The organism is Acinetobacter sp. GG23, from assembly GCF_057766365.1.
The window spans coordinates 447910-471488 of the sequence record NZ_JBYMDJ010000001.1; the positions used below are offsets into that span (position 1 = coordinate 447910).

The following is a 23579-nucleotide window of genomic DNA, read 5'->3' on the forward strand; positions in this document are numbered from 1 at the left end:
GGTCATAATAAGCAGGTGTCTTTTCACCTGCCGACTTTTTGTATGCAATCGCTTTGGTTGATCATCCAACTTCTTATCTGTTTATTCTTTGGCTTCGTTCTTGCCCGTAAACTTCCGAAATGGCTAGAAAGCTTAGCTTTTAAAGTTCTACCTTATTTTACTTATATTCTACTCATTGCCATCGCGATTGAATTTTCTCAAACATTACACAGTATAAGCAGCCCCCTACAGATTTTATCTCATGCACTCATCCTCTCGATTGCAACATCACTGGGTGCTTTTCTCTGCTGCTATATCTTGTTTAAAAGTATTGGCTATCAACCCACACGAGGTAAAGTATCCGCAGCACTATTGGTTAAATCGCTGCTTAATATTAGTTATGCTTTTATTGCACTCGCATTAGGTTACGGACTGGCCGAAATTTTTAATCATTTTGATTATAGCTTGCATGTGAGTACATGGAATTTACTGCTCATCTTCATGTTCTTGATTGGTTTGGATTTAGCCTATTCTCCGCTCGACCGTTCATGGCTGAACTGGAGAATTATGCTTGTACCCATAGGTTGTATTGTTGGTTCATTAGCAGGTGCCTTTTTTACCGCAGCAATTGTGAAAGACATTAGCCTCAAAGACCTGATTATGCTGTCACAGGGTTATGGTTTTTATTCCATGACAGGTATTGTGGTAACTGAATTAAAAAATGCCAAGCTTGGTAGCATTGCACTGATGAATGATTTATTCAGAGAAATTATTGCGATTCTCTTGATGTATAGCATTGGCTGGCGCTATCCTCGGTCAGCCATTTCATCCGCTGCAGCAACTGCTATGGATGTCACTCTACCTATGGTCAAACAAGCCTGTGGCAAGGAGTTTATCCCACACGCTATGGTCAGTGGTTTTATTTTATCAGTATTGGCACCTGTAGTGGTCAGTGTATTGGCGGCGATTTAAAACTCCTTCCCTCTTCTTACGCTGTGTTTCAAAGCATTACTTTAAAACTTGCACAGGAAGGAGAAATTCCTCCTTTATGAAAGGGAGATTTAGGAAGATTGTATATTAATTAAGCACCTACAAACTCAAATCAATATTACCCAATGCATCGTTTCAATGACATCCGAAGCAAGACTAATTACATCAGATGCTAGACCAATAACATCAACCCCTGATGTCCAATCTACCGAACCTGTCTGCTGTTGCTGCTGTTCTTGTTGTTGAAGCTGTTGAACATTTTAAATCATGTCATTCTGTACTATTTCTGGTGAATGTTCAGATGTAGTCATCATTTTTCCTTTAATTGTTATTTTCACTTTTTTAATGTATAAAAAAGCCTTTCACTTGAAAGGCTTTTTATCGTATTGGCAGAATTACAACGTCGCCAAAATATCACGCAAGGTTTGACTTGGGTTTTCTGATTGAGTAATTGGGCGACCAATCACCAAATGCGTTGAACCATCCAGCATCGCCTGTTTTGGTGTCACAATACGTTTTTGATCATCTGCATTAGAACCCGCTGGGCGAATACCCGGTGTCACTAAAGCAAAATCCTGACCTAATGTCTCACGGAGCATCTTTGCTTCTTGAGCTGAACAGACCACACCATCCAGACCACTGTCTTGAGTAAGCTTAGCAAGACGTTTTACTTGTTCAGATGGTTCAATATCCAAACCGATATCTTTTAAGTCCTCACGACCCATTGAAGTCAACACAGTCACAGCAATAAGTTGAGTATTATAATTACCCACTTTTAAACGCTCTACACAGGTCTCCATCATCTTACGACCACCTGATGCGTGTACGTTCACCATCCACACACCAAGATCTGCTGCTGCGCATACGGCTTGTGCAGTCGTATTTGGAATATCATGGAATTTTAAATCCAAGAAAACCTCAAAGCCTTTTTCGTGCAGTGCCTTAACTACACTTGGACCTTCATGGGTAAATAACTCTTTACCAACTTTTACTCGACATAAAGCAGGGTCTAATTGCTCTGCAATGGTTAACGCGTCATATTGGCTTTTAGCATCCAGTGCAACAATGATACTCAAGAGAATTTACCTTCGGTCAGACAAAAAGAAAGCCCATTATAATGGGCTTTTATTTTCGTTGGTAATATCTAATACAGTTTTTTCATGCCTAGTATGAGCTGCAGCTTCAGCAGCAGCCAATTGGGCAGTTTGAATTTGCTCTTTCCGGAGATATTCAATGTCTTTACGCAATCGTTTAATTTCCCAACTATTTTGAAATACTCGGAAGATTTGCACACCTAACAATAAACCCAACACCACACCCAAAGCCAAAGTAAGTAATAACAATAAGCCTAAACGCATAGCAGGAACTTGAGTAAATAGCAGATCTACACTTAGTTCAGTACCATTTTGTAAAACTAAAGCCAGTGAATAGCCAAACAGTACAATAAGCAAAGCGACCAATACGTAACGCATAGATACCCCTTTTGGAATTTTTCTTACTGAGCAGATTCGTTTACTGCATCACGCAACGCCTTACCCGGTTTAAAGTGAGGAACTGCTTTTGCAGCCACTTCAACAGACTTTCCTGTTTTAGGATTACGCCCCACACGTGGATCACGGTGATGCAAAGCAAAACTACCAAAACCACGAATCTCAATACGATTATCTGATGATAGAGCAGCTATCATTTGATCAATCATAATTTTAACAGCTTCTTCGACCAAAGGTTCTGCTAAGTGTGGATTTTTAAGGGAAATTCGCTCTATTAAGTCAGACTTATTCAGTGCTTCCGTAGTCATCTGCGACCTCTTTAATTATCAAGCTACTTTGTAGATGATCCGATAATAACGTGTTTAAATACAAAACGGTAGCGCAATAAGTTAATACTACGCTACCGTTTACAGTATTTGTGTAAAAAGTATTAATTAATTTACATTAACAATACATTTTAACGCCTACTTAGTTGCCCATTTGAGCTTTGATCAAATCACCAATAGTCTTAGGACCATTTTCTGTAGAAGTTGTTGCTGTTTTCAAGTTAGCAACTGCTTCTTTCTCTTCAGCTTCGTCTTTCGCTTTGATAGACAAGTTGATAGAGCGTGATTTACGATCTACGTTGATGATTTTAGCTTCAACTTCTTGACCAACTTCCAAGAATTTAGTTGCATCTTCAACGCGATCGCGGTTGATTTCAGAAGCTTTAAGAGACGCTTCAACTTCGTCAGCTAACTTAACAGTTGCGCCTTTAGCGTCAACAGCGGTCACAGTACCTTTAACCAAAGCACCGCGTTCGTTAGTTGCCAAGAAATCATTGAACGGATCATTGTTCATTTGTTTGATACCAAGGCTGATACGGTTGCCTTCAGCATCTACAGACAAGATAACCGCTTCAACAGTGTCACCTTTCTTGTAACGACGAATCGCTTCTTCGCCTTGTTCGTTCCAAGAAATATCAGACAAGTGAACTAGACCGTCGATACCACCTGGTAAACCGATGAAGATACCGAAATCAGTGATTGATTTAATCGTACCTGATACTTTTTCGCCTTTGTCGTGGTCTTTAGCAAACTCTTCCCATGGGTTAGCACGAGTTTGTTTAATACCAAGAGAAATACGACGACGTTCTTCATCAACTTCAAGAACCATAACATCAACTTCGTCGCCAATCTGAACAACTTTAGATGGGTGGATGTTTTTGTTAGTGTGATCCATTTCTGAAACGTGTACTAAACCTTCAACGCCTTCAGCGATTTCAGCGAAACAACCGTAATCAGTCAGGTTAGTTACGCGCGCTTTAACGATTGAACCTTTAGGGTAACGGTTCATGATCGCTAACCATGGATCTTCGCCTAATTGTTTAAGGCCTAAAGATACGCGGTTACGTTCACGGTCAAATTTAAGTACTTTAACAGTAACTTCTTGACCCACTTCCACAACTTCTGAAGGATGCTTGATGCGTTTCCAAGCCATATCAGTGATGTGAAGAAGACCATCAATACCGCCAAGGTCAACGAATGCGCCGTAATCAGTAAGATTTTTAATCGTACCAGTAACTGTTTGGCCTTCTTCAAGCTGAGCAAGAAGAGCTTCACGGTCAGCTGAAGATTCAGCTTCCATCACAGCACGACGAGATACAACAACGTTATTACGTTTAGCATCAAGTTTGATTACTTTGAATTCTAACTCTTTACCTTCAAGGTGAGTTGTGTCACGGATAGGACGAGTGTCTACCAAAGAACCTGGTAAGAACGCACGTACTGGACCGATGTCCACTGTGAAACCGCCTTTAACTTTACCAGAGATAACACCAGTAACGATTTCGCCGTCTTCAAAGATTTTTTCAAGTTTAGTCCAAGTTTCAGCACGTTTTGCTTTTTCACGTGATAAAACTGTTTGACCCATACCGTTGTCAAGAGCTTCAACAACAACATCAACAGTATCACCAACTTGAACTTCAAGTTCACGTTGGTCGTTTAAGAATTCAGCGCGGTCAACAATACCTTCTGATTTAAGGCCAGTGTCAACTGTTACCCAGTCAGAGTCGATGCTTACGACAACGCCTTGGATGACAGCACCCTTTTCAACGTTGAGGTTTAATTCGCTTTCTTCAAAGAGGGCTGCAAAAGATTCGGTCATGATATACCTGATAAAGTCAGCGGTCTTGGATCAGACAAGGCCGGTTTAATAAAGCTTCCACATAGTCCGTAATAAACTGATCTAGCTATGCTTTGGCTGAAAATTCTTTAAATGGCTAATTGCTTTTCGACAAAATTGGTCATCAACTTGAATACCTCATCTATGCCCAATTCTGAACTATCGATGATATAAGCATCTGCTGCTGGCTTGAGTGGAGCGACCGTGCGCTCCATATCCCGTTTGTCTCGAGCTTGTATATTAGCTAAAATGTCGCTTATTTTAACATCTAGCCCCATACCCTGCAACTGCTTTACACGTCGTGCCGCTCGGGATTCAGCCGAAGCAGTCAGGTAAATCTTGGCTTGGGCTTCCGGAAAAATAGAAGTCGCCATGTCACGACCATCTGCAACCAAGCCCGGTTCCTGTGCAAAAGCACGCTGACGTTCAAAAAGTGCCACTCTAAGTTCAGGAATTGCAGCAACTTTTGAAGCAAATTCACCCACCCGTTCTGTACGAATGGTTTGAGTCACATCTTCACCCTCAAGTTGAACCTGAATACTGGCTGCAGTTGTAACAAATTTTATGTCTAAATTTGTTGCAATTTTTATGCCCTGCTCAAGCGCTGAATCCAGACAACCCAACAATTCTTGTTGATGTAATGACAGCCCCAGCAAACGATATAAAGCACCAGAATCCAGTAAATGAAATTGATAGTGCGCTGCCAGTTTAGCCGCAAGTGTGCCCTTTCCAGAACCACTTGGACCATCGATAGTAATAATTTGAACTGTCATTAATTTTCCACTTTATGCTATACAGTTTTAGCGAGTTTCGAAAAACCTAGTTTAATCGCAGATTTAAGCTGTGCAAGGATTAATTTACTCACAAAGGGTGCGCGTGCCTGCAATTCAATAGTGTAAGTTACTAAAGTTTTGTCAGCATCTTTTGCTTCAAACTCAATAATCCCTAAATGATGTTTCACTAAAGGATTTTTAATAATCTGATATTCGATGCGCGCATTAGGTTCCAGCAAGGTAATTTGTTCTTGCAGCGGTTTTATGGGGCCAAAACCCATACGGCGTACTGAACCAATACCATCTGGACGTTCAGGATCTGCAGAGTCTTTAATTCGTTCTACCTGAATCGGTGCAAAGGCTATATTATAAGTTGAATGTTTTGATAACAAATCAAAAACCTGACCGATGGGTGCGTTAAATTCTTTTTTTATCTGAATGGAATTCATGACTTATCCTAAATTTTAATTGACAATACTTATTGTCATTTTATTTTACATGATTTGAATTAATGATTCTGATCATTTAGGGATTTTTCTTGTAATCTCTGCAGTCGTTTTTGCTCACGGCGCATCTTAAAAAAATCACTGAGTTGCTTGGAACATTGCTCATTCAAACATCCAGCCTCAATGTCAAACTGATGATTATAATAACCTGTTTCAAATAACTTTCTCGCACTAATCAGTGAACCTGCTTTTGGTTCAGTTGCACCAAACACTACTTTGGAGATTCGTGCATGAATCAAAGCCCCGACACACATGGTACAAGGCTCTAAAGTGACATACAGAACCGAGTCTTCTGGAAGTCGGTAATTCTGCAGATGAGCACAAGCTTGGCGCAATGCCTGAACTTCAGCATGGGCAGTGGGGTCATTTAAAGAAATGGGCGTATTATAGCCTGCACCAATAATTTGATTTTGACTGACAATAATCGCACCGACAGGAATCTCCTGTTTTGAAGCTGCAATAGCAGCTTGCTGGTAGGCAAACTGCATCCAGTACTCGTCTGACAATGGTGTTGCATCCGTCATTGTTAACCGATCACACCATAGTGTTTCAACAAATTATTCCAGCTTTCATTTTTGGTCACAGGTGGACAATCAGCCAAAATTGCTTTCAGTGAAAAGTCCGTTCCTTTTTTCCATTCTGGAGATAAGTCTTTATCCACCAAACGTGCACGCACCCCTTCTACGAAATCGGCATGACGAATTTTCCAGTCAGAAATTTGAGTTTCAAGTTCAAATACTTCATTCCATGAATGAACCTGCTTACCCCACTGCCACAATAGCCAAGTTAAAGCTGCGGTTGTAGGTGAACCTTTCTGCAAGTTCTCACTGGCTTGACGCAACCAGTCACTACGCGCATCACTCAGCCCAATAATAGATTCATAATCGTGTTCGAAGTTTACGCCACGACAAACACTGTGAATCACATCTAGTGAGTTTTGCAATGGCCCTGGACCCACTGGACGGTGCATCCCATTTAACGTGTCATCAATGGCGCGAAAATCACCGGCCGGGTAGTGCCCCCAATTAATACTGATTACTTTTTCAAGTACGTTATCACGCTGAGCATCACAAATATGGGTCGCCCAACCAATACCATAGGCTCCTGCTGCGGTCATAATCGAACCAGTTAGACCGGTAAATAGACCAATAGCTCCGCGATCCGCCAAGAAACGAGTACCACCAACATCCGGATACAAACCAATGTTAATTTCAGGCATGGCTAAACGTGAATAAGGCGTGACCAAACGGAAGGGTGCAGCCATGAATAAACCAAGCCCCCCACCCATCACATAACCTTCACCCCAAACCAGAACAGGCTTAGCATAGTTATGCAGCAATAAATCTAATGCATATTCTTGTTCAAAGAATTTATTTGCTATCTCAACTTCATCATTTATTACCAATTGACGAAGTTTACGCACATCTCCACCCGCACAGAATGCTTTCGGCGTGGTTGAATCCAACCAAATGGCTTTAACAGCCTCATCATGGTGAAAATCTTGGAACACTTCCAATAGTGCGGTAACGATAGACTCATCCAAAGCATGCAGAGATTTCGGACGGTTCAGACGAACAATGCGCCAGCCATTTCTTGCTTCTTCTACAATAAGATCAGAATGATAGTTTTTTAATTCAGGAGATTTTGTCATGCGTCCAGCTGCCAATTTATCGGCTCAATGCCATTTTGTTTCAGGTAATTATTTGCTTTTGAAAATACTTTACAGCCAAAAAAACCACCGCGGTTTGCTGCAAGTGGTGAAGGATGTGCAGCTTTTAAAATAAGGTGTTTATTCGGGTCGATCCGCTGACCTTTACGTTGCGCATATGCCCCCCACAGGATAAAAACAATATGCTCACACTGCTCATTTAATACATCAATAACATGATCGGTGAAATCTTCCCACCCCTGTTTTTGATGCGAAGTTGGCTGACCTGCTTCAACAGTTAAAACTGCATTCAGCAATAAAACCCCTTGTTCCGCCCAACGTGTTAAATCACCGTGTTTCGAAACAGGAACACCCAGATCGGTATTCAACTCATGAAAGATATTACGTAAAGAAGGCGGTAATGCAAGTCCCTTTTGCACAGAAAAGCTTAATCCATGCGCCTGATTTGGTCCATGATAAGGATCTTGACCTAAAATAACGACTTTCACATGATGTAATGGGGTTGTATTTAAGGCATTAAAAATTAGCGAACTCGGGGGATAGATCACTTTATCTGCGTGTTTTTCAGCAATCAGAAACTGCCTTAACTCATCCATTTTTGGGCTAAGCAAAAAATCACTTAAAACCCCTTTCCAACTCGCATCTAACTGAATTTTATTTAGTTGAGCTTGCTGTTGTTCCGTTAAAGACATAACTGCTTCCTAATCCTTTTTTGAAAACCTATCACGTAATTCAATGATCTTTAGATATGTACCTGAAGATCAACACTCGGGTTTTGGAATTTAATTCCTTGTTGTAATTTTTCATACATATTCGGGTCGGTCCATTCAATTTGAACTTGTTCAGAGAACACAATTTGTTCAAGACTCAGCACACCCATTTGCTCATTTTCAATATCTTCTACAAAACTTTGTGCATAACCTGTATCTGTTTCATGCACTATTACAGAGTAAACTTCTACATCACCTTCCCCGTTTTGGGTTTCAGTAGACGCAAGCACCTGTTGCGCCAAGTAGAAGAAAATACGTGAAAATTGTTCTGCCGAAGGAGAAACGGGTAAAGCTACCCAACGTGCACTAAATTTTTTGCAAGCTTCAATATATTCAGCATCATCATGCTGCCAAAAACAAATGGCATGATCAAAACTGTCAAAGATGTCCTTGATTACGCCCTTCAACAACCCGAAGTCGTACACCATTTGACCATGATCAAGCTTCGAAGCTTTAAGCAATAATTCAATTTTATAACTATGACCATGAATCGAACGCTTACAGCGATCCGATGTGCAATTTCGCACAATATGAGCATTTTCAAACTTAAATAACTTACGAATTAACATGTGCCGTGATGTAATCAAAAATATGTGAATTGAATTTGATTATAAAGCAAAAGTGAAAGACTGGACATTACTTTTACTGTTCAACACTATTGACAAAACATATCTTAGCAAAACAAAGAATTAGATACCTTATATTTCAGCGTGTTGGCTTATATCCTTAAAATGGTGCCATACTGCGATACGCTACATATACCGTTTTATCTTTACGCACCAAATCACTACTGAACTGACGTTTACGCTCGCTTAACAGCACTTCAATCTTGGCTTTGAAATAGCTGGATTGTACACCCAGCAAATTATTCACTTCATTTCGGACATCAGCATTAACCTGGGTGAAAGGCTCAATTGCCCAAAGATCACTAATATTTGAAAAATGCTCTAACTTTGCCTGGCGTTGCTGCAAGACCTGTTCAACCGCATTGACATCCAACTTGGGATCAAGACTCGCAAGTACCATCGCTGGCGCGGTATTTATATTGACCTTAGTATCGGATGTAGGTGCAGCACTGACATAATCCGCAATTTGCAGATATTTTTGACCTTCAAAGCCACGGACTAATTTAAGTTCTTCAACACTATGAAATTTACTGTTTGACGGTAAATAACCTTGTGGCAAACCTTGATAGTAGCTGGCCTCTGCCCCCATCGCACCAATGGTTTCATCATCAGCATCTTGCCAATCAATCACTGCCTCGCTCAATTTTTCTGGCAAACCCACACGGATTAACAGCTTTTCAAACCAAACTTTTGCCTGAGGATTCGCTGCACCGTCATTATTGACCAAGCTATTTAAATTAAATTTACCTGATTCATCCTGCAAAGTTCCCGATACAAAGCCATCTTCCACTGGAAAAGCTGGCATCGGTTTGGCCCAATTTTCTTGCAGATGATCAATATCTCCTGCATTTTTCGCATCATCCACCAACAGCTCTGAAAAAAAGGCTTCTGCACTTTTGGCATACAGTAAAGATTGATTTTGACGCATCAAATATGCCGTATTTTCAGCAGTATTGGCCTGACGTTTGGCAATAGTTGCAGCAAGAATTGTTGCTAATGCGACCATGACCAAGATCGTAATTAAGGCAATACCCTGTTGCTGCTTCATGTTCAATCTCTTTAAGCTTGGTTATGTTGGATTATTTGAATTGTTATTTTGATTATTGTTCTGCGGTTTTAAGTAGTCGGTATTTAACAAACTAAAAATCCATTCATAAGCAACATCTTTCACTATTAATTTAATTTTAACCCCTTTGGGTAGTATCTGTTTTTGCGTAGCATCATTTAAATCCACTTGGCCCTCCGGCCATGAGCTTGACTCATTCGGATTCAGCACCACAATTTCAAACTGACCTACATCGCTTAACAACACGCTGGATTCAGGTTGATCGCGTCCGCTACTGTTTAAATTACGATATTTTAAACGATACAGTTTTTTTTCATCTGCACGATACTGATACTCCACACGTTCATCCGCGGAAATACCTTGTTGTAAAGGATCAGTCACCCCTGTTTTACTAAAATTAAAGCGCCCATTTTGCAAAACTAAAGCAGGCTGAATATTTTTATTGATATTCGCGCTTAGTGGCACGGCCTGAACCGTATCACGCAAAATTTGTTGATAGGCTTCTTGCAACTGTCCCAAATTCACTTCATGTTCAGTATTACGCTCTTTGACCTTGACTAGATAATCAAAAACTTTCCAGCCTAATGCCGAAAGCACTGCAAATATGGCAATCGCCACCAATAATTCAACCAAGGTAAATCCTGAGCGAGGATTAACGAAACAACGTTTCGTCCGAGCGCAAGACCAGCAACCTTTGGGAGAGTCTAGAGTTGGTTTTTTTTTATTTTTCGATTGCATCAAACTTTGGCCTTATAGTTAAAGAAAACCAAATTGGTAATGCCCGACTCAACTTTACCTGATTCAGCATTAAACAAACTCACCTGCACTTCAATACGCTGCACATTCGGACTAATCGTCGATTGTGCAGATTTATCAATTTGCCAGGTTTCCCCCTGCTGCGTAATCTGTTTGGATTGTGTTCCTTGCAACCACTCTTGGTTAATTTCCATCACGGCAACTTCATTTAAAGCAACAAACTGCGCTTTGGTTCTTAAAATGGCATTCGAAGTTGCCTGAGTGTATTGCATCGCCACTTTGGTGAAAGCGATTGCTGCTGTCGCGAAAATGGCTAAAGCCACCATCACTTCCAATAGGGTAAAACCTGAGCGAGGATTAACAAAACAACGTTTCGTCCGAGCGCAAGAGGAAGAACCATCTTCTGAGTACACACGATTAAGTCGAGTAATACTCGACCTCAGAGGTATTACCTCGCAAGAAAGTCCGAAAGCTGTGCTTGAGGAGTAGCGATAAGTGAAACGCTGTTTCACCGCTGCGCAAGACGACGAAGAGCTATACTTAAAGTATCTAGCTTTCATTGATTTTACCTAAATGATCAATCTCGATTTCTTCACCAATCGGACGTTGCTCGAAATAAAATTGAATCCGTACCGGTTTCGCTTCACCATTGCCTAGCCAAAGTAACTTTGGTGCATTTGCATTCAGCAAATCATCATTATTGGCATTTTCATAGCGATGATCGAGAGATTGTACATTGAAGGAAACATGATCGGGCAAAGCACGCTTTTCAAATTCTGAATAGTCTTGCCATTTTTTATTTTGATTGAGGACTGAATTTTGTGTAGCTTGAAGAGATGGAACTAGATATTCAACCACACTATAATGAAATGGCGATATATCTGTTGCAGTTTGAACATCAAGGGCAAAAATGCGTGCCTGATCATTCGCCTCACGATTAATTCTGCGTAAATCCATAATAAACACTTCACGTGCCTGCATGGCTTTACGCTGATCTACCCCGTTAATATTGGTAAGAATTAAAGATGCCATGATTGCCATAATCACAATTACCACCATCAACTCTATAAGGGTAAAACCGCGAATTGATGATGCTGTATGCTTCATGGCAGACCTTTAGGCAAATTGTTCCGTAGAACGGATTTGTTTTGGCATCGCCAATGCCTGGTCAATATAAGCTACACGCAATGTATCGCGTGAACCCAAATAACGCTGATAAAAACTAGAATTCAGGATTGCTGCTGCACCATGGGTTAAAGCCCAAATAGAGGCCAAATAATCACGCACCGACATGCTACTTTGAATGCTTTCCAGATAGCTTTCAGTCATACGAAAAATAATCCGTAAGCGCTGTTTTCTCACCTGATACAGCTCGCTGAATAAATGATGAATTCCTACACCTGTAGTAGAAAGACGTTCTTCAATTTGATGGAACAGCACTGTACGTTCCGGATGATGTAAATGATGCAACATAAAGAAAGCCAAATGCTCTGGAAAAGCTTTTTCCACATCTCTAATCATCTCAAGCAACATCTTCTCATTACGAATAATAAGAAGCATATAGAGTTCATCTTTACTTTGGAAATGTTTATATAGAGTCCCTTTCGCTAGATCGAGTTCTGCTGCCAACGCATCAAGCGTCATCCCTGATTCGCCATTTTCTAATAACAGTTGCTCTGCAACCTGAAAAATTAACGCTTCTCTCGCTCGAAACTGAGCCTGACGATCCATCTTCACCCTGTAACTCTCTTTATGCGCTTGTATCAATTCGAATTATTTACTTTAAATTGAGAAGGTTTTCAAAATTTTGCATGGTAATGAAAGCAATTTCCTCAACTGACTTATCATATACATCACTTAAGGCTTTGGCTACATAGGGAACGTATTTTGGTTCATTAGACTTTCCTCTATAGGGCATTGGTGCCAAGTAAGGACTATCTGTCTCAATCAGTACGCGATCCAATGGAACTTGCTTCGCAACATCACGTAAATCTTGCGCATTTTTAAAAGAAACAATTCCAGAAAATGACACGTAATAACCACAATCCAGCACCGCCTTTGCAGTTTCCCAATCTTCGGTAAAACAGTGCAGAATGCCATGAGTCGACTTTTCAGCGCGAATGATATCCACCGTATCATGCTTGGCTGAGCGGGTATGCACTACTACAGGTTTTTTGACTGCCTGAGAGGCATGAATATGACGGGCAAAACATTGTTTTTGTTCAGCAATGAAATCAGTACTATGAAAATAATCCAGACCTGTCTCACCAATCGCCCACACTTTTTCAGGCTGAGCCAGTTCAATTAAATAGTCTGTGGTCGCACGCGCCATGGTCTCAGGATCTTCACAGGGATGAACTCCGACACTGTATCCGACATCAGTATGACGTGCGGCAATTGTAGTAAGCTCGATATGGTCATCCAGATTAACCGAGATACTCATGAACTTGGATACACCCGCTTCACGCGCCTGTGCTAATGCCAGATCTAAATCACCACCATAAGGTGTTAAATCCAGCAAGGTTAAATGGCAGTGAGTATCTACAAACACGGTGAGATCCTAAATCGTTTAAACAGCTACATAGTGTAACTAGTTCGCCCTTCAGACTTAATACCTACAAGCAACTTTTCGGCTTCTGATTTGTAATAAACACCTTTTTCACCACTCAGTTGCATACCAAAGCCTTGTAACTTGATGCCGTTCTGCTTTTGTGAAATCCAGATGACTTTACCGGTTAAAGGAATTTTTTGTGACTGTTCAGGCAAGGTTGCAAGTACAAACACTTCTTCCCCAAGTTTTACCGGCTGTGTAGTCGGAATAAATAATCCACCACCGGCAACAAAAGGCATATAACTGGCATATAAGGTGTCTTTATCTGGGATATTCGCCTGAATAATACCGCCCATACGTGGTTGCATCATCTTCCCCTTTAAATATTTAGATGTTCATTAGTTTTATACACAATTGATCAAGTACCAAATTAGCTTGTACGTTTTGCTCGATAAACTGTTTAGATTGTTGCAAATCGGAATAAATGGTAAATAAAAATTCCAATGAATATTTTTCTGATAATTCACTTAAATCCAAATCTGGATTTTTAACCTGCTGATTGAGCTTGACACAAATTAAATCGGACAACAAGTATTCAAACATGTGCGTAAAGTCACTAAAACTGAGGGCTTTGTTCCACTTGGTCGCAATTGCCATCGGCATATTTTTTTGACTGACCAATTTCAGCCAATCGTTTACAAATTCTTGTCGTTTGTTTAGCCATTCGGCTTGTGCCAATTGCATGGCCTGCAAAGGCATTTGATTGGACAGATTCAGCAATAGTTGTTTTTGTGTTTGATTCAAATCAGGTAACTGCTGAGACAAATACTCATCTGCTTGAACTTCCGACATCCGATCCAAAGCGAAATGTTGTAAGCGGCTACGAATAGTCGCGGGAAGTTTCAGATAATGATCGGCCAGTAAAATAATGACAACACGATCTCCGGGTTCTTCCAGCGTTTTTAATAATGCATTCGCAGAAGCCATATTTAAAGCTTCTGCCGGCTCAATCACAATCACCCTCCAACCATCTACCGTTTGTTGTACAAAGGGCAATAAGTCACGAATTTTTTCGATTTTAATTTTGGCGTTTTGCTTTTTATTTTCTTCATCTGTACTGATGTGCACATAGTTCGGATGGGTATCTGATTTCAGCCACAAGCAACTACCACATTCCCCACAAGGTGCATTGTTTGCATGGCGATTAGAACACAACACCCAGGCCAAAAAATATTGCGCAAAGGCTTCTTTACCACAGCCTTTTTTGCCATAAAAAAGCAAGCCATGTGCAATTTTCGGGAAACGCCCTGTCAGCGTATCCCAAACGGTTTTTTGCCAAGGATAAACTTGTGCAACTACATCATTTTGCATTGAATTAAAGCCCAACCTCATCCCAACTCTTACTCAAAGCAGGAAACATCCATTTCATTAAGACGATCTAAATCCGCTTGCGTATCCACCCCAGGTGGCAAATTAGCTTCTGCAACCGCAATCGCAATACGATGACCATTTTCAAGCACCCGCAATTGTTCCAGGCTTTCCAGTTTTTCCAGCACACCCATCTCCCAAGAGACATATTCTTGCAGCAAATTCACCCGATATGCATATAAACCCAAATGCCGGTAAGCTTGCTGATGTAATTCTTGAAGGTCCTGCTTCGCACCATCACGATCATACGGAATTGTCGCACGACTGAAATACAAAGCCTGGCTGTATTTAGACATCACTACTTTAACAATACTGTCACGATTAAATTCGTCTAGACTATGAATCGGCTCACACAAGGTAGACATAGAAGATTCAGGTTGTGATTCCAACAATTGGGCAACCTGTTGCACCAATTGTGCCGGAAGCAAGGGTTCATCACCTTGTACATTGACAATAATGTCTTCACTCGCCCAGCCTTTAATTCGAGCAACCTCGCTTAAACGATCTGTGCCTGATGGGTGATCAGCACTGGTCAGCACCACATCCACACCTTCTGCACGGCAAACCTCAGCAATCCGCTCATCATCGGTTGCAACACATAAATCATCAAAACCCGCGACTTTTTTTGCCTGGTCCACCACCCGTAAAATCATGGCACGACCATGAATTTCCAGTAATGGCTTACCCGGTAAACGTGAACTTGCAAAACGGGCAGGAATAACAATATGTTTCATAAACAACCAACCTTAAGAAATTTGAATACCCAATTGCTGCAATTGCTGATGTAAAACTTCATAACAGCCTGACGAAAGTACAGCCTCAACAGGAACCACCCAAATTTCCCGTTTAAAATCTGGATTTTGTTTTAGCAAAGGCAAAAGTTTTACTGCATCTTTTTCAGTGGTAATGATTGGACTTGTATCTTCAAATTGAAGATCAGTAATTTCATAATCATAATGATCAGGAAATTCATGACATTGAAATTGATGGATACCAATAGACGCTAAAGTTTCATAAAACCGCTGCGGAAAACCAATCCCGACCACGGCATAAAAATTATCAGAGGGATTAAAGGACGGACTATCTTCAGCATTGAGCAAATATGGGGATGCCACTTCTAAATGCATATTTAAAGCAGATGTAGGCGCTGCGGCATGCTCAATAACTGTGCCTGTGTTTAAACGGTTTGGAGGCTCGCGTAAATACCCTTCAGGCAATAGCTTTTGATTACCCAAGCCACGATTCCGATCCAGCACAATCCATTCAATCTGACGCGCTAAAGCAAAATGTTGTAAACCATCATCACTAATAATTAAGTCCAGATCATGCTTGGATAACAAATATTCAATACTGCGCTGTCGGTTTGAACCTACGACCATGGGAACCCCAGTGGACTGGACAATCAAACAGGGTTCATCACCGACAATTTCTGGCATAGATTCCAAATCGACATAGGCTGGAAAAGGACCTTTTCCACCATAACCACGGCTAACCACACCCACCCGAACATTTTGACTTTGTAGATAATTTACCAGCTGAATCAGTAGTGGCGTTTTACCACTACCCCCAACGGTAATATTGCCAATTACCATCACCGGGATTGGGGCTTGATAGCTGGTTTTAATCCCCAGTTGGTAAAGTTTCTTATTCAGTAAAAAACCACCACGATAGATCCATGAGAAAGGTCTAAGCACAATTAACCACTTGGCCTGTTTATTCCAAGCATCCTGAATCAATTGTGCAATTGACATAAATCAATTTTCCTCAAAATTACGCTGATGTAATTGGTAATAAGCGCCATGCTTGGCAATCAATTCCGCATGCGTACCTTTTTCAACAATTGTACCTTTATCCATCACCACAATAAGGTCAGCATTTTCAATGGTCGATAAACGATGCGCAATCACAATGGTGGTGCGATCTTGCATTGCTGTATCAAATGCACGCTGAATATAATATTCTGATTCGTTGTCGAGGGCACTAGTCGCTTCATCAAGAATCAAGATGGGCGCATTTTTCAAAATAGCACGCGCAATAGCAATACGCTGACGTTGTCCACCTGACAAGTTCAAACCTTGTGCACCTAATGGCGTATCATAGCCTTGCGGTAAAGCCATAATAAAATCATGCGCATACGCAGCTTTAGCGGCTGCAATAATATCTTCATCGGATGCACCTTCGAGCTGGCCATAGGCAATATTTTCACGAACAGTTCGATTAAATAGCACCACTTGCTGATTCACCATTGCAATTTGGGTACGCAAGGTATTCATATCTAGCGCTTGAATATCATGCTGATCTAAATAAATATGGCCTGAACTTGCTTCCTGAAAACGTACCAGCAGATTCACTAAAGATGTTTTTCCTGCACCTGAACGCCCCACCAATGCAACCGTTTCACCGGCTTTAACATTCAAGTTAAAATCATGAATCGCTTGATGACCATCGGAATAAATTAAATTCACGTTTTGGAATTGAATGTTACCTTTAAGTGCAGGAGCTAAAGTTCCTGTATTTTTTTCTTCAGGTAAATCGAGTAATTCAAAAACTGAATGTGCTGCTGCCATACCGCGTTGTAATTTTTCATTTACATCGGTTAATGCTTTGATTGGTTTGCTTAACATACCCGCTGCTGTGATGTAAGCAACAAACTCACCGGCACTGGTATCACGCAAAATTTCTGGTCGTAATGCAATCCAGATAATAAGCCCCATAGCAATCGACATAATAAATTGTACAACAGGGCTATTGAGCTGTTGTACCACTACCATTTTCAGACCACGTTTTAAGTTTTCAAGCGAATGATCTTTAAAACGGGTTTGTTCATACTCTTGTCCACCAAAACCCTTGACCACTAAATTGCCATTTACAGTTTCTTGCACCACATGGTTAACATCACCCATGGTGTCCTGAACTTGTAAAGACAATTTACGCATACGTTTTGATGCTTGACGGACCAAAAAACCCATCAATGGAGCAAAAATCAGAATAATCAGGGTGAGTCGCCAATTGCTATATAACAAATAGCCTAGCAATCCAATCGTAATCAAACCTTGTTGCACAATAGTTTTCAGAGATTCAGATGAAGCAGCGGTTAGCTGCTCCACGTTGTACATAATTTTAGCCGTAATATGTCCGCTGGTATTATCTAAATAATACTGAGACGGAAGTCTAAGTAATTTAGCGAAAACCTCCTGCCGGATATTAAAAACTAAATTCCGCGAGATTACTGCCGTGAAATAGCCCCCAATAAAGGAACCTACTCCGCGGAAAAACATCAGCAAAATAACCAGGAACGGAAATATAGAAGTAAAGCCTTGATCTCTGTTTTGGATTGCAGTAATGATTTTTTCTAATAATTTTGCAATAGATACTTCTGTTGCTGCACTAATTGCAAAACCGATAAAAACTAATATCGCCACACCCCAAAAAGGCTTCAAATAGCCCAAAAGACGTAGATAGACTTTAAAATCTTGCTTCACTAATAACCTCTAGACGGAACTTTAGTACTAATGTTGATATTAACAAAACCCAGTTGACCTGCGACATCCATCACCCGAATAACATCCTGATGCGTTGCTTTAGCATCCGCGGCAATCACGAACATTAAATCACGGCGATCATTAGAAATCTGTTTAATTGCAGTATTTAAATCTGCAATATCTTTACTGTCAATCGATTGGCCGTTAATTGAATAATGCCCTGAAGCATCAACCACTACTTCAACTTTATGATCATATTGCTTAGGCGGAACACCTTGCGCATCTGGCAAGGTTAAATTCATACGGCTAAACTGGTTAAATGTAGTGGATAGCAGTAAAAAAACCAAGATAAACAGCAAGCAGTCGATCATGGGTGTCAAATTAATATGAATATCTTCAACTTGTGCGCGTTTGAATTTCATTTTCCACCCTAACCTGCTTTTCTCATATCTTGTTCTTTATCTGTAGAATTTTGATAGAAAAGTGCTGCATGAAATAAGGTCGATTGTTGCTCAAGTTCAGCAATATACTCTTGCACCAGACGCTGAAAATAACGATAAGCAAATAATGCAGGAATAGCAATAAACATCCCTGCTGCAGTTGTGATCAATGCTTTTGAGATACCCGGAATCATTAATGTCGGGTTGCTGTTGGTGCCCAAATCAATTACCAAAAATGATTCAATAATCCCCAGAACTGTACCCAACAAGCCTAATAGTGGCGCAACTGCACTAAGTGTGCCCAAAAAATTAATATTCTTTTCCAAATAGCCAATTTCTTGAGAGGCTGTCGTTTCCATCTGCGCGCGAGCATACTGCTCATTTTTATTTTTACTTTGATATCCAGCAGTAAAGATGCGTCCTAATGTACTACTTTGCAATACGTTGTCCTGCTGTAATTGTTGTATGACAGCATCGGCAGTCTGAGTGTGATTCAGCAACAATGCTTTGGGCAAAATCATCGATTTTTTTAACCGAATAAAGCGCTCAATGGTAATTGCTACTGTAAAAATCGAACATAAGACCAAGGGCAGCATAAGCCACCCACCTGCCTTGACTAATTCCCACATGTTTTTTTCCCCAAGAAAACCAATAAAAAATTATTCTGCGAAACAAATATTCAAAATACCATCTAATTCATCCAGTGAATGATATTGAATAACAAGTTTTCCTTTGCCTTGCTTATTATGATCGATTTTTACATCTGCACTAAAACGTTCTGCTAAACGCTGAGTCAACTGCTGGATATCGGGAGCAATATCCTCTTTGGCTTTTTCTTGTTTAGGCGTGTTTAACTCACGTACCAGTTGCTCGGTTTGACGCACGGATAGACTTTTTTCAATCACATGCTCTGCAACTTTCAGCTGATCTTTGGCTTTTAAAGTTAAGATGGCGCGCGCATGCCCCATATCAAGCAGACCTTGCTGCATGAAATCTTTGACCGATTCAGCCAAAGTCAAAAGACGCAATAAATTACTTACTGTCGTACGGGCCTTACCGACTGTATCGGCAATCTCCTGATGACTTAAACCAAATTCTTCATGAAAACGTTGCAATGCCATGGCTTGATCAATTGGATTCAAGTCTTGACGTTGAATGTTTTCAATTAAGGCTAATGCAATGGCAACCTGATCGGTCAAGTCACGGACAATTGCCGGAATTTCAGTTAATCCTGCAAGTTGTGCAGCACGCCAACGTCGTTCACCGGCAATAATTTCATAGGGGAATTTTTCATCCTCGATTGGACGAATAACAATGGGTTGCATTACCCCATGTTTTTCAATAGAAGCAGCGAGTTCTTGAAGATCGGGTTCATGGATAAAACGACGCGGTTGATATTCACCACGTTTCAGCAAATGAACATCAATCTGCTTTAATTGCCCATGATCTAAACCTTGAGCTTCCATCTGTAATTTTTCTTTCTGGATTGATCCAAGCAAGGCATCCAAACCACGACCTTTAGCTAATCCGCGTTTTTTTGTGGTCATGCTTTAATTCCTTTTTTTACTTTACTTTTCTTTAACACTTCAGCCGCTAAATTTAAGTAAGCAACTGCACCTTTTGAATTTTTCTCAAAATAAATAATCGGCAGACCATGCGCAGGTGCCTCAGCCAAGCGAACATTACGCGGAATCACGGTGTCATACAGCTTCTTGCCAAAATATTGCTCAAGTTCTTCTGATACATCACGCGTCAACGCATTCCGTGCATCGTACATGGTGCGCAAGACACCTGTAATCTGCAAATCCGGATTGAGTGCCTGCTGAATACGGTCAATGGTTTGAGTTAAATCTGCCAAGCCTTCCAGTGCATAATATTCACATTGCATCGGAATAAGTACACTATCAACTGCTGCCAAAGCATTTACGGTAATCAGGCTTAAGCTTGGGGCGCAGTCGACAATAATATAATCAAAAGAATGCTCTATTTCTTTTAATGCTTCACGCAAAATAAATTCACGACCATCCTGTTCTGCAATCGCAAGCTCTACCCCAGCCAAATCACGGTTTGCACCTAAAACTTTATAACCGACTTCCGCTTTGCTAATTGCTGTTTCAATGGGAACTTCACCCAATAAAACATCGGTTACCGAATACAGAAGATCATTTTTTTGGATACCAGACCCCATCGTGGCATTCCCTTGTGAATCCATATCCACAAGTAAAACGCGCTTCTTTAACACAGCTAACGATGCTGCCAAATTTACTGCGGTTGTGGTTTTGCCTACACCACCTTTTTGGTTCGCAATCGCAATAATTTGTGCCATGGTAACCCCAACCCTTCAAAAATAATTAAATACGTTTTAATAAAAGCAGATGACGTTGTTCGTCCAAACGTGGGACTTTTAACGCAATAATGTCACAACTGAATTCAGTTTTGAATGCTTCAACTTCCTCATGAGGAATCAAACCTTTCATCGACGCGATAATACTATCGTGATGCATATAGGGTTTTGAGGCATTTATAAAGTCAGTCAGTGACGCGAAAGCACGACTGGTAATCACATCAAATTGACCCAAGTCATTAATACTGTCTTCATTTTCGACACGAGTTTGGACTGCAATCACATTTTTTAGTTTTAAGTCTGCAATAAACTGTTTCAAGAAACGAATTTTTTTGCCATTTGAGTCGAGTAAAACACATTCACGTTCTGGCTGACATAATGCAATGATTAAGCCCGGCATACCCCCACCAGTACCAATATCCAGCAGACGTCCAGGTGGCAAATCTTTTAAAATACTCAAGCTATCCAGTAAATGTTTGACCAACATTTCTTTCGGATCACGAATAGCCGTTAGATTATAGGCTTTGTTCCACAGCACAAGTGCATCTTGATATTTCAGCAATAGATTTAATGCTTCTTCACTCAAATCTAAGCCAAGCTTTTGACTATCTTGCTTTAACTCTTGAAAAAAAGGATGCATAAACAAGCCAACTCAATAAAATTAAACTGAAGTATACCGATTTCTATTGCGTGGAACAGTAGCCAACGCTTAGCGATTATGCACTTAAACGTACATCCCCTGACGAATCTGTAGATCCAGATCACTTAATCGTTCAGGTGTGCCAACATCTACCCAGGCTGCCTGCATTTTTTCGGCGGAAATCTTTCCATTTTGCATGGCCTGTTTCAACAGCGGCGCAAGCGGTCTTTTACCTGCTTCTAATCCATCAAACATTTTTGGATGAATTACAGCGATCCCACTATAAGTCAGTGCCTCACCTGTCTGTTCTTGCTCAAAGGTATAAGCACGACCATTTGATAAGGTAAAATCACCCTTTGGATGTTGCACTGGATTGGTCACGAAAACCAAATGGGCAAGGTCTTGTTCAAGCGGGATATGCAATAAATGAGCAAAATCAAAAGTGGTCCACACATCCCCATTCACTAAAATGAAGGGTTCAGTGCCTAATAATGGCAAGGCATTAATAATACCGCCCGCGGTTTCCAAACCTTGATCTTCACGTGTCCACAAAATTTTAACGCCAAATTGCGAACCATCTCCTAAGATACCAATCAGGACATCGGCCAACCAGGCAGAATTGATAACAATTTCCGTCACCCCCATTTGTTTTAATTTTTCGATATGCCAAACAATCAGGGCCTTACCACCCACTTCCAATAAAGGCTTAGGTTTATAAAGGGTTAAAGGGCGCATACGAGTACCCTGACCTGCCGCTAAAATCATAGCTTTCATTAGGCAGCAACCTCATATGCACCGTATTTAGCTTCAAATTTCGGCATCACTTTAGTCTGGATAAACTGCATAAAAGGTTGCAGCTCTACATAATCTTTACTTTCTTCCAGTAAATACCACATCACACGCGGTAAATCTTTCAAGTAACCTGTTTTTCCATCACGCTCAAATAAACGCACAAAAATGCCCAAAATTTTAATATGACGCTGAATCGCCATCATGTCTGCATCACGTTTAAACTGTGCAAAATCACGATTTTGTTTTGCTTCTGCAGGCAGTAAATCATAGAAAACTTTAAACCATTGATAAACCTGATCTGCGTTCCACTGTACATAAGCATCACGGGTAATCGAGATTAAATCGTAAGTATCGGCACCAATCACGGCATCCTGGAAATCAATTACTCCAAGATCAGTCTCTCCTTCAATTTTCATCAGATTACGACTGTGAAAATCGCGATGCACAATCACTTGCGGTTGCGCCAGTGCTGCATTGGCCAAAATTGCGAAGGTACGTTTAATTAATGCCTGCTCATCTTGAGTCGGTTGAATATTTAATGAAGGCAACATCCAGTCTGTGAGCAATTCCATTTCAGAAATGAGTTTTTCATAGGAATAAGCCGGGAAATTTTCTGTGCCATCAATTGCCTGCAATTCGATCAACTGTTTAAAGCTTTGTGCGTAATAGGCATCAACCGTGGCATCGTTAAGCAAGGTTGAGAGCAAAATATCACCAAAATCTTCTAGCAATAAAAGGCCTTGCTGCAAGTCTTTAGCGACAATATGCGGAACACGAACGCCATGACTATCGAAAAACTGGTCAATCGTCACAAAAGGCACACAATCTTCTTTTTCTGGTGGTGCATCCATGAGCATAAATGTTTTATTATTCAACTTGATTCGTGCATAACGACGGAAACTTGCATCGCCTGGCAAAAAATTAATTTCAAATTGATCTGAATCAAGTACAGATGTAATCCATGTATATATGATTTGTTCACGTTGTGTTTTCATTTGCGATAAATTCTAAAACAGGCTGAGTTTTTAAAGTACTAAGTGTAGCCACTTATAAACTTTTTCTCTATGATGCGAGAATAATTAATTGCGATTAAGCATACTTGGTTAATGAGACA

Annotated in this window: 29 protein-coding genes; 1 reads left to right on the top strand and 28 read right to left on the bottom strand. The window is 40.6% G+C overall.

The genetic code is table 11. The features are described from left to right. Positions 1-42 precede the first annotated feature (42 nt). Positions 43-951, top strand: a complete 909-nt coding sequence (locus AC3CAU_RS02140) for a LysO family transporter (protein ID WP_447053236.1) — start codon at positions 43-45, stop codon at positions 949-951. Between the two features lie 413 nt (positions 952-1364). On the opposite strand, the gene pyrF is transcribed toward AC3CAU_RS02140, so the two are convergent. The 28 genes from pyrF to AC3CAU_RS02280 all read right to left on the bottom strand — a co-directional run bounded on the left by pyrF (position 1365) and on the right by AC3CAU_RS02280 (position 23460). Further along, positions 1365-2045 carry an orotidine-5'-phosphate decarboxylase gene (gene pyrF, locus AC3CAU_RS02145; protein ID WP_447053237.1) on the bottom strand — a complete coding sequence of 227 codons (681 nt, stop codon included), beginning with the start codon at positions 2043-2045 and terminating at the stop codon, positions 1365-1367. Between the two features lie 36 nt (positions 2046-2081). After that, positions 2082-2441, bottom strand: coding sequence for a lipopolysaccharide assembly protein LapA domain-containing protein (locus tag AC3CAU_RS02150; RefSeq protein ID WP_131216209.1), 360 nt, complete (start codon positions 2439-2441; stop codon positions 2082-2084). 23 nt (positions 2442-2464) lie between these two features. Next, positions 2465-2767, bottom strand: a complete 303-nt coding sequence (locus tag AC3CAU_RS02155) for an integration host factor subunit beta (protein ID WP_067726064.1) — start codon at positions 2765-2767, stop codon at positions 2465-2467. A gap of 160 nt (positions 2768-2927) precedes the next feature. After that, entirely contained in the window at positions 2928-4604 is a 1677-nt protein-coding gene (rpsA, locus tag AC3CAU_RS02160) for a 30S ribosomal protein S1 (RefSeq protein WP_131216210.1), read from the bottom strand. A gap of 107 nt (positions 4605-4711) precedes the next feature. Beyond that, complete coding sequence (gene cmk / locus AC3CAU_RS02165; protein ID WP_447053238.1) at positions 4712-5395, bottom strand: (d)CMP kinase; 684 nt, start codon at positions 5393-5395, stop codon at positions 4712-4714. Between the two features lie 17 nt (positions 5396-5412). Then, a complete protein-coding gene (locus tag AC3CAU_RS02170) occupies positions 5413-5844 on the bottom strand; it encodes an SRPBCC family protein (RefSeq protein WP_447053239.1) in 432 nt (143 codons plus the stop codon). A 59-nt stretch (positions 5845-5903) separates the two neighbouring features. After that, a complete protein-coding gene (gene tadA, locus AC3CAU_RS02175) occupies positions 5904-6425 on the bottom strand; it encodes a tRNA adenosine(34) deaminase TadA (RefSeq protein ID WP_447053240.1) in 522 nt (173 codons plus the stop codon). Between the two features lie 2 nt (positions 6426-6427). Next, positions 6428-7552 carry an enoyl-CoA hydratase/isomerase family protein gene (locus tag AC3CAU_RS02180; protein WP_447053241.1) on the bottom strand — a complete coding sequence of 375 codons (1125 nt, stop codon included), beginning with the start codon at positions 7550-7552 and terminating at the stop codon, positions 6428-6430. Further along, entirely contained in the window at positions 7549-8262 is a 714-nt protein-coding gene (gene ung / locus AC3CAU_RS02185; protein WP_447053242.1) for a uracil-DNA glycosylase, read from the bottom strand. Before ung ends, AC3CAU_RS02180 begins: the two co-directional genes overlap by 4 nt. A gap of 50 nt (positions 8263-8312) precedes the next feature. Then, positions 8313-8909 (bottom strand): 6-pyruvoyl trahydropterin synthase family protein, encoded by a 597-nt coding sequence (locus tag AC3CAU_RS02190; protein WP_447053243.1) that lies wholly within the window; start codon positions 8907-8909, stop codon positions 8313-8315. Positions 8910-9066: 157 nt separating this feature from the next. Then, on the bottom strand, positions 9067-10014 hold the full coding sequence (gspK, locus tag AC3CAU_RS02195; RefSeq protein WP_447053244.1) for a type II secretion system minor pseudopilin GspK: 948 nt from the start codon (positions 10012-10014) through the stop codon (positions 9067-9069). A 21-nt stretch (positions 10015-10035) separates the two neighbouring features. Next, positions 10036-10770: a type II secretion system minor pseudopilin GspJ gene (gene gspJ, locus AC3CAU_RS02200; RefSeq protein WP_447053245.1), complete on the bottom strand. Its 735-nt coding sequence runs from the start codon at positions 10768-10770 to the stop codon at positions 10036-10038. Then, complete coding sequence (gene gspI / locus AC3CAU_RS02205; RefSeq protein WP_488368412.1) at positions 10770-11201, bottom strand: type II secretion system minor pseudopilin GspI; 432 nt, start codon at positions 11199-11201, stop codon at positions 10770-10772. The genes gspJ and gspI overlap by 1 nt, the downstream gene beginning before the upstream one ends. 136 nt (positions 11202-11337) lie before the next feature. Next, entirely contained in the window at positions 11338-11895 is a 558-nt protein-coding gene (locus AC3CAU_RS02210; RefSeq protein WP_447053246.1) for a pilus assembly FimT family protein, read from the bottom strand. Positions 11896-11904: 9 nt separating this feature from the next. Further along, complete coding sequence (locus AC3CAU_RS02215; RefSeq protein WP_131216221.1) at positions 11905-12519, bottom strand: TetR/AcrR family transcriptional regulator; 615 nt, start codon at positions 12517-12519, stop codon at positions 11905-11907. A gap of 46 nt (positions 12520-12565) precedes the next feature. Further along, a complete protein-coding gene (locus tag AC3CAU_RS02220) occupies positions 12566-13339 on the bottom strand; it encodes a TatD family hydrolase (protein WP_131216222.1) in 774 nt (257 codons plus the stop codon). A 26-nt stretch (positions 13340-13365) separates the two neighbouring features. Beyond that, entirely contained in the window at positions 13366-13707 is a 342-nt protein-coding gene (locus tag AC3CAU_RS02225; RefSeq protein ID WP_424622017.1) for a PilZ domain-containing protein, read from the bottom strand. 19 nt (positions 13708-13726) lie between these two features. After that, positions 13727-14710: a DNA polymerase III subunit delta' gene (locus tag AC3CAU_RS02230; RefSeq protein WP_447053247.1), complete on the bottom strand. Its 984-nt coding sequence runs from the start codon at positions 14708-14710 to the stop codon at positions 13727-13729. Positions 14711-14739: 29 nt separating this feature from the next. After that, a complete protein-coding gene (kdsB, locus tag AC3CAU_RS02235) occupies positions 14740-15501 on the bottom strand; it encodes a 3-deoxy-manno-octulosonate cytidylyltransferase (RefSeq protein WP_447053248.1) in 762 nt (253 codons plus the stop codon). 12 nt (positions 15502-15513) lie between these two features. Beyond that, entirely contained in the window at positions 15514-16518 is a 1005-nt protein-coding gene (gene lpxK, locus AC3CAU_RS02240) for a tetraacyldisaccharide 4'-kinase (RefSeq protein ID WP_131216226.1), read from the bottom strand. Positions 16519-16521: 3 nt separating this feature from the next. Next, complete coding sequence (msbA, locus tag AC3CAU_RS02245; protein WP_447053249.1) at positions 16522-18249, bottom strand: lipid A export permease/ATP-binding protein MsbA; 1728 nt, start codon at positions 18247-18249, stop codon at positions 16522-16524. Continuing rightward, the gene (locus AC3CAU_RS02250; RefSeq protein WP_447053250.1) at positions 18249-18671 is read right to left on the bottom strand and encodes an ExbD/TolR family protein; all 423 of its coding nucleotides are present in this window, start codon (positions 18669-18671) and stop codon (positions 18249-18251) included. The genes msbA and AC3CAU_RS02250 overlap by 1 nt, the downstream gene beginning before the upstream one ends. An 8-nt stretch (positions 18672-18679) precedes the next feature. Beyond that, on the bottom strand, positions 18680-19318 hold the full coding sequence (locus AC3CAU_RS02255) for a MotA/TolQ/ExbB proton channel family protein (RefSeq protein WP_131216229.1): 639 nt from the start codon (positions 19316-19318) through the stop codon (positions 18680-18682). Positions 19319-19348: 30 nt separating this feature from the next. Next, a complete protein-coding gene (locus AC3CAU_RS02260) occupies positions 19349-20236 on the bottom strand; it encodes a ParB/RepB/Spo0J family partition protein (protein ID WP_131216230.1) in 888 nt (295 codons plus the stop codon). Beyond that, complete coding sequence (locus AC3CAU_RS02265) at positions 20233-21015, bottom strand: ParA family protein (RefSeq protein ID WP_131216231.1); 783 nt, start codon at positions 21013-21015, stop codon at positions 20233-20235. Before AC3CAU_RS02265 ends, AC3CAU_RS02260 begins: the two co-directional genes overlap by 4 nt. Positions 21016-21040: 25 nt before the next feature. Beyond that, positions 21041-21673: a 16S rRNA (guanine(527)-N(7))-methyltransferase RsmG gene (gene rsmG / locus AC3CAU_RS02270; RefSeq protein WP_131216232.1), complete on the bottom strand. Its 633-nt coding sequence runs from the start codon at positions 21671-21673 to the stop codon at positions 21041-21043. An 84-nt stretch (positions 21674-21757) separates the two neighbouring features. Next, positions 21758-22447 (bottom strand): N-acetylmuramate alpha-1-phosphate uridylyltransferase MurU, encoded by a 690-nt coding sequence (murU, locus tag AC3CAU_RS02275; RefSeq protein WP_131216233.1) that lies wholly within the window; start codon positions 22445-22447, stop codon positions 21758-21760. After that, positions 22447-23460, bottom strand: a complete 1014-nt coding sequence (locus AC3CAU_RS02280) for an aminoglycoside phosphotransferase family protein (RefSeq protein ID WP_447053251.1) — start codon at positions 23458-23460, stop codon at positions 22447-22449. Before AC3CAU_RS02280 ends, murU begins: the two co-directional genes overlap by 1 nt. Positions 23461-23579: the final 119 nt, after the last annotated feature.

What these genes read in the sequence shown, in the direction of transcription:
- rsmG (WP_131216232.1), bottom strand. Translation starts at nt 21,673, where the DNA reads ATGCATCCTTTTTTTCAAGAGTTAAAGCAAGATAGTCAAAAGCTTGGC.
- AC3CAU_RS02265 (WP_131216231.1), bottom strand. Translation starts at nt 21,015, where the DNA reads ATGGCACAAATTATTGCGATTGCGAACCAAAAAGGTGGTGTAGGCAAA.
- AC3CAU_RS02225 (WP_424622017.1), bottom strand. Translation starts at nt 13,707, where the DNA reads ATGCAACCACGTATGGGCGGTATTATTCAGGCGAATATCCCAGATAAA.
- AC3CAU_RS02155 (WP_067726064.1), bottom strand. Translation starts at nt 2,767, where the DNA reads ATGACTACGGAAGCACTGAATAAGTCTGACTTAATAGAGCGAATTTCC.
- AC3CAU_RS02230 (WP_447053247.1), bottom strand. Translation starts at nt 14,710, where the DNA reads ATGCAAAATGATGTAGTTGCACAAGTTTATCCTTGGCAAAAAACCGTT.
- AC3CAU_RS02250 (WP_447053250.1), bottom strand. Translation starts at nt 18,671, where the DNA reads ATGAAATTCAAACGCGCACAAGTTGAAGATATTCATATTAATTTGACA.
- ung (WP_447053242.1), bottom strand. Translation starts at nt 8,262, where the DNA reads ATGTCTTTAACGGAACAACAGCAAGCTCAACTAAATAAAATTCAGTTA.
- AC3CAU_RS02180 (WP_447053241.1), bottom strand. Translation starts at nt 7,552, where the DNA reads ATGACAAAATCTCCTGAATTAAAAAACTATCATTCTGATCTTATTGTA.
- AC3CAU_RS02150 (WP_131216209.1), bottom strand. Translation starts at nt 2,441, where the DNA reads ATGCGTTACGTATTGGTCGCTTTGCTTATTGTACTGTTTGGCTATTCA.
- gspK (WP_447053244.1), bottom strand. Translation starts at nt 10,014, where the DNA reads ATGAAGCAGCAACAGGGTATTGCCTTAATTACGATCTTGGTCATGGTC.
- rpsA (WP_131216210.1), bottom strand. Translation starts at nt 4,604, where the DNA reads ATGACCGAATCTTTTGCAGCCCTCTTTGAAGAAAGCGAATTAAACCTC.
- AC3CAU_RS02255 (WP_131216229.1), bottom strand. Translation starts at nt 19,318, where the DNA reads ATGTGGGAATTAGTCAAGGCAGGTGGGTGGCTTATGCTGCCCTTGGTC.
- AC3CAU_RS02260 (WP_131216230.1), bottom strand. Translation starts at nt 20,236, where the DNA reads ATGACCACAAAAAAACGCGGATTAGCTAAAGGTCGTGGTTTGGATGCC.
- kdsB (WP_447053248.1), bottom strand. Translation starts at nt 15,501, where the DNA reads ATGAAACATATTGTTATTCCTGCCCGTTTTGCAAGTTCACGTTTACCG.
- AC3CAU_RS02280 (WP_447053251.1), bottom strand. Translation starts at nt 23,460, where the DNA reads ATGAAAACACAACGTGAACAAATCATATATACATGGATTACATCTGTA.
- AC3CAU_RS02190 (WP_447053243.1), bottom strand. Translation starts at nt 8,909, where the DNA reads ATGTTAATTCGTAAGTTATTTAAGTTTGAAAATGCTCATATTGTGCGA.
- gspJ (WP_447053245.1), bottom strand. Translation starts at nt 10,770, where the DNA reads ATGCAATCGAAAAATAAAAAAAAACCAACTCTAGACTCTCCCAAAGGT.
- tadA (WP_447053240.1), bottom strand. Translation starts at nt 6,425, where the DNA reads ATGACGGATGCAACACCATTGTCAGACGAGTACTGGATGCAGTTTGCC.
- AC3CAU_RS02170 (WP_447053239.1), bottom strand. Translation starts at nt 5,844, where the DNA reads ATGAATTCCATTCAGATAAAAAAAGAATTTAACGCACCCATCGGTCAG.
- murU (WP_131216233.1), bottom strand. Translation starts at nt 22,447, where the DNA reads ATGAAAGCTATGATTTTAGCGGCAGGTCAGGGTACTCGTATGCGCCCT.
- AC3CAU_RS02210 (WP_447053246.1), bottom strand. Translation starts at nt 11,895, where the DNA reads ATGAAGCATACAGCATCATCAATTCGCGGTTTTACCCTTATAGAGTTG.
- lpxK (WP_131216226.1), bottom strand. Translation starts at nt 16,518, where the DNA reads ATGTCAATTGCACAATTGATTCAGGATGCTTGGAATAAACAGGCCAAG.
- AC3CAU_RS02140 (WP_447053236.1), top strand. Translation starts at nt 43, where the DNA reads ATGCAATCGCTTTGGTTGATCATCCAACTTCTTATCTGTTTATTCTTT.
- AC3CAU_RS02215 (WP_131216221.1), bottom strand. Translation starts at nt 12,519, where the DNA reads ATGGATCGTCAGGCTCAGTTTCGAGCGAGAGAAGCGTTAATTTTTCAG.
- cmk (WP_447053238.1), bottom strand. Translation starts at nt 5,395, where the DNA reads ATGACAGTTCAAATTATTACTATCGATGGTCCAAGTGGTTCTGGAAAG.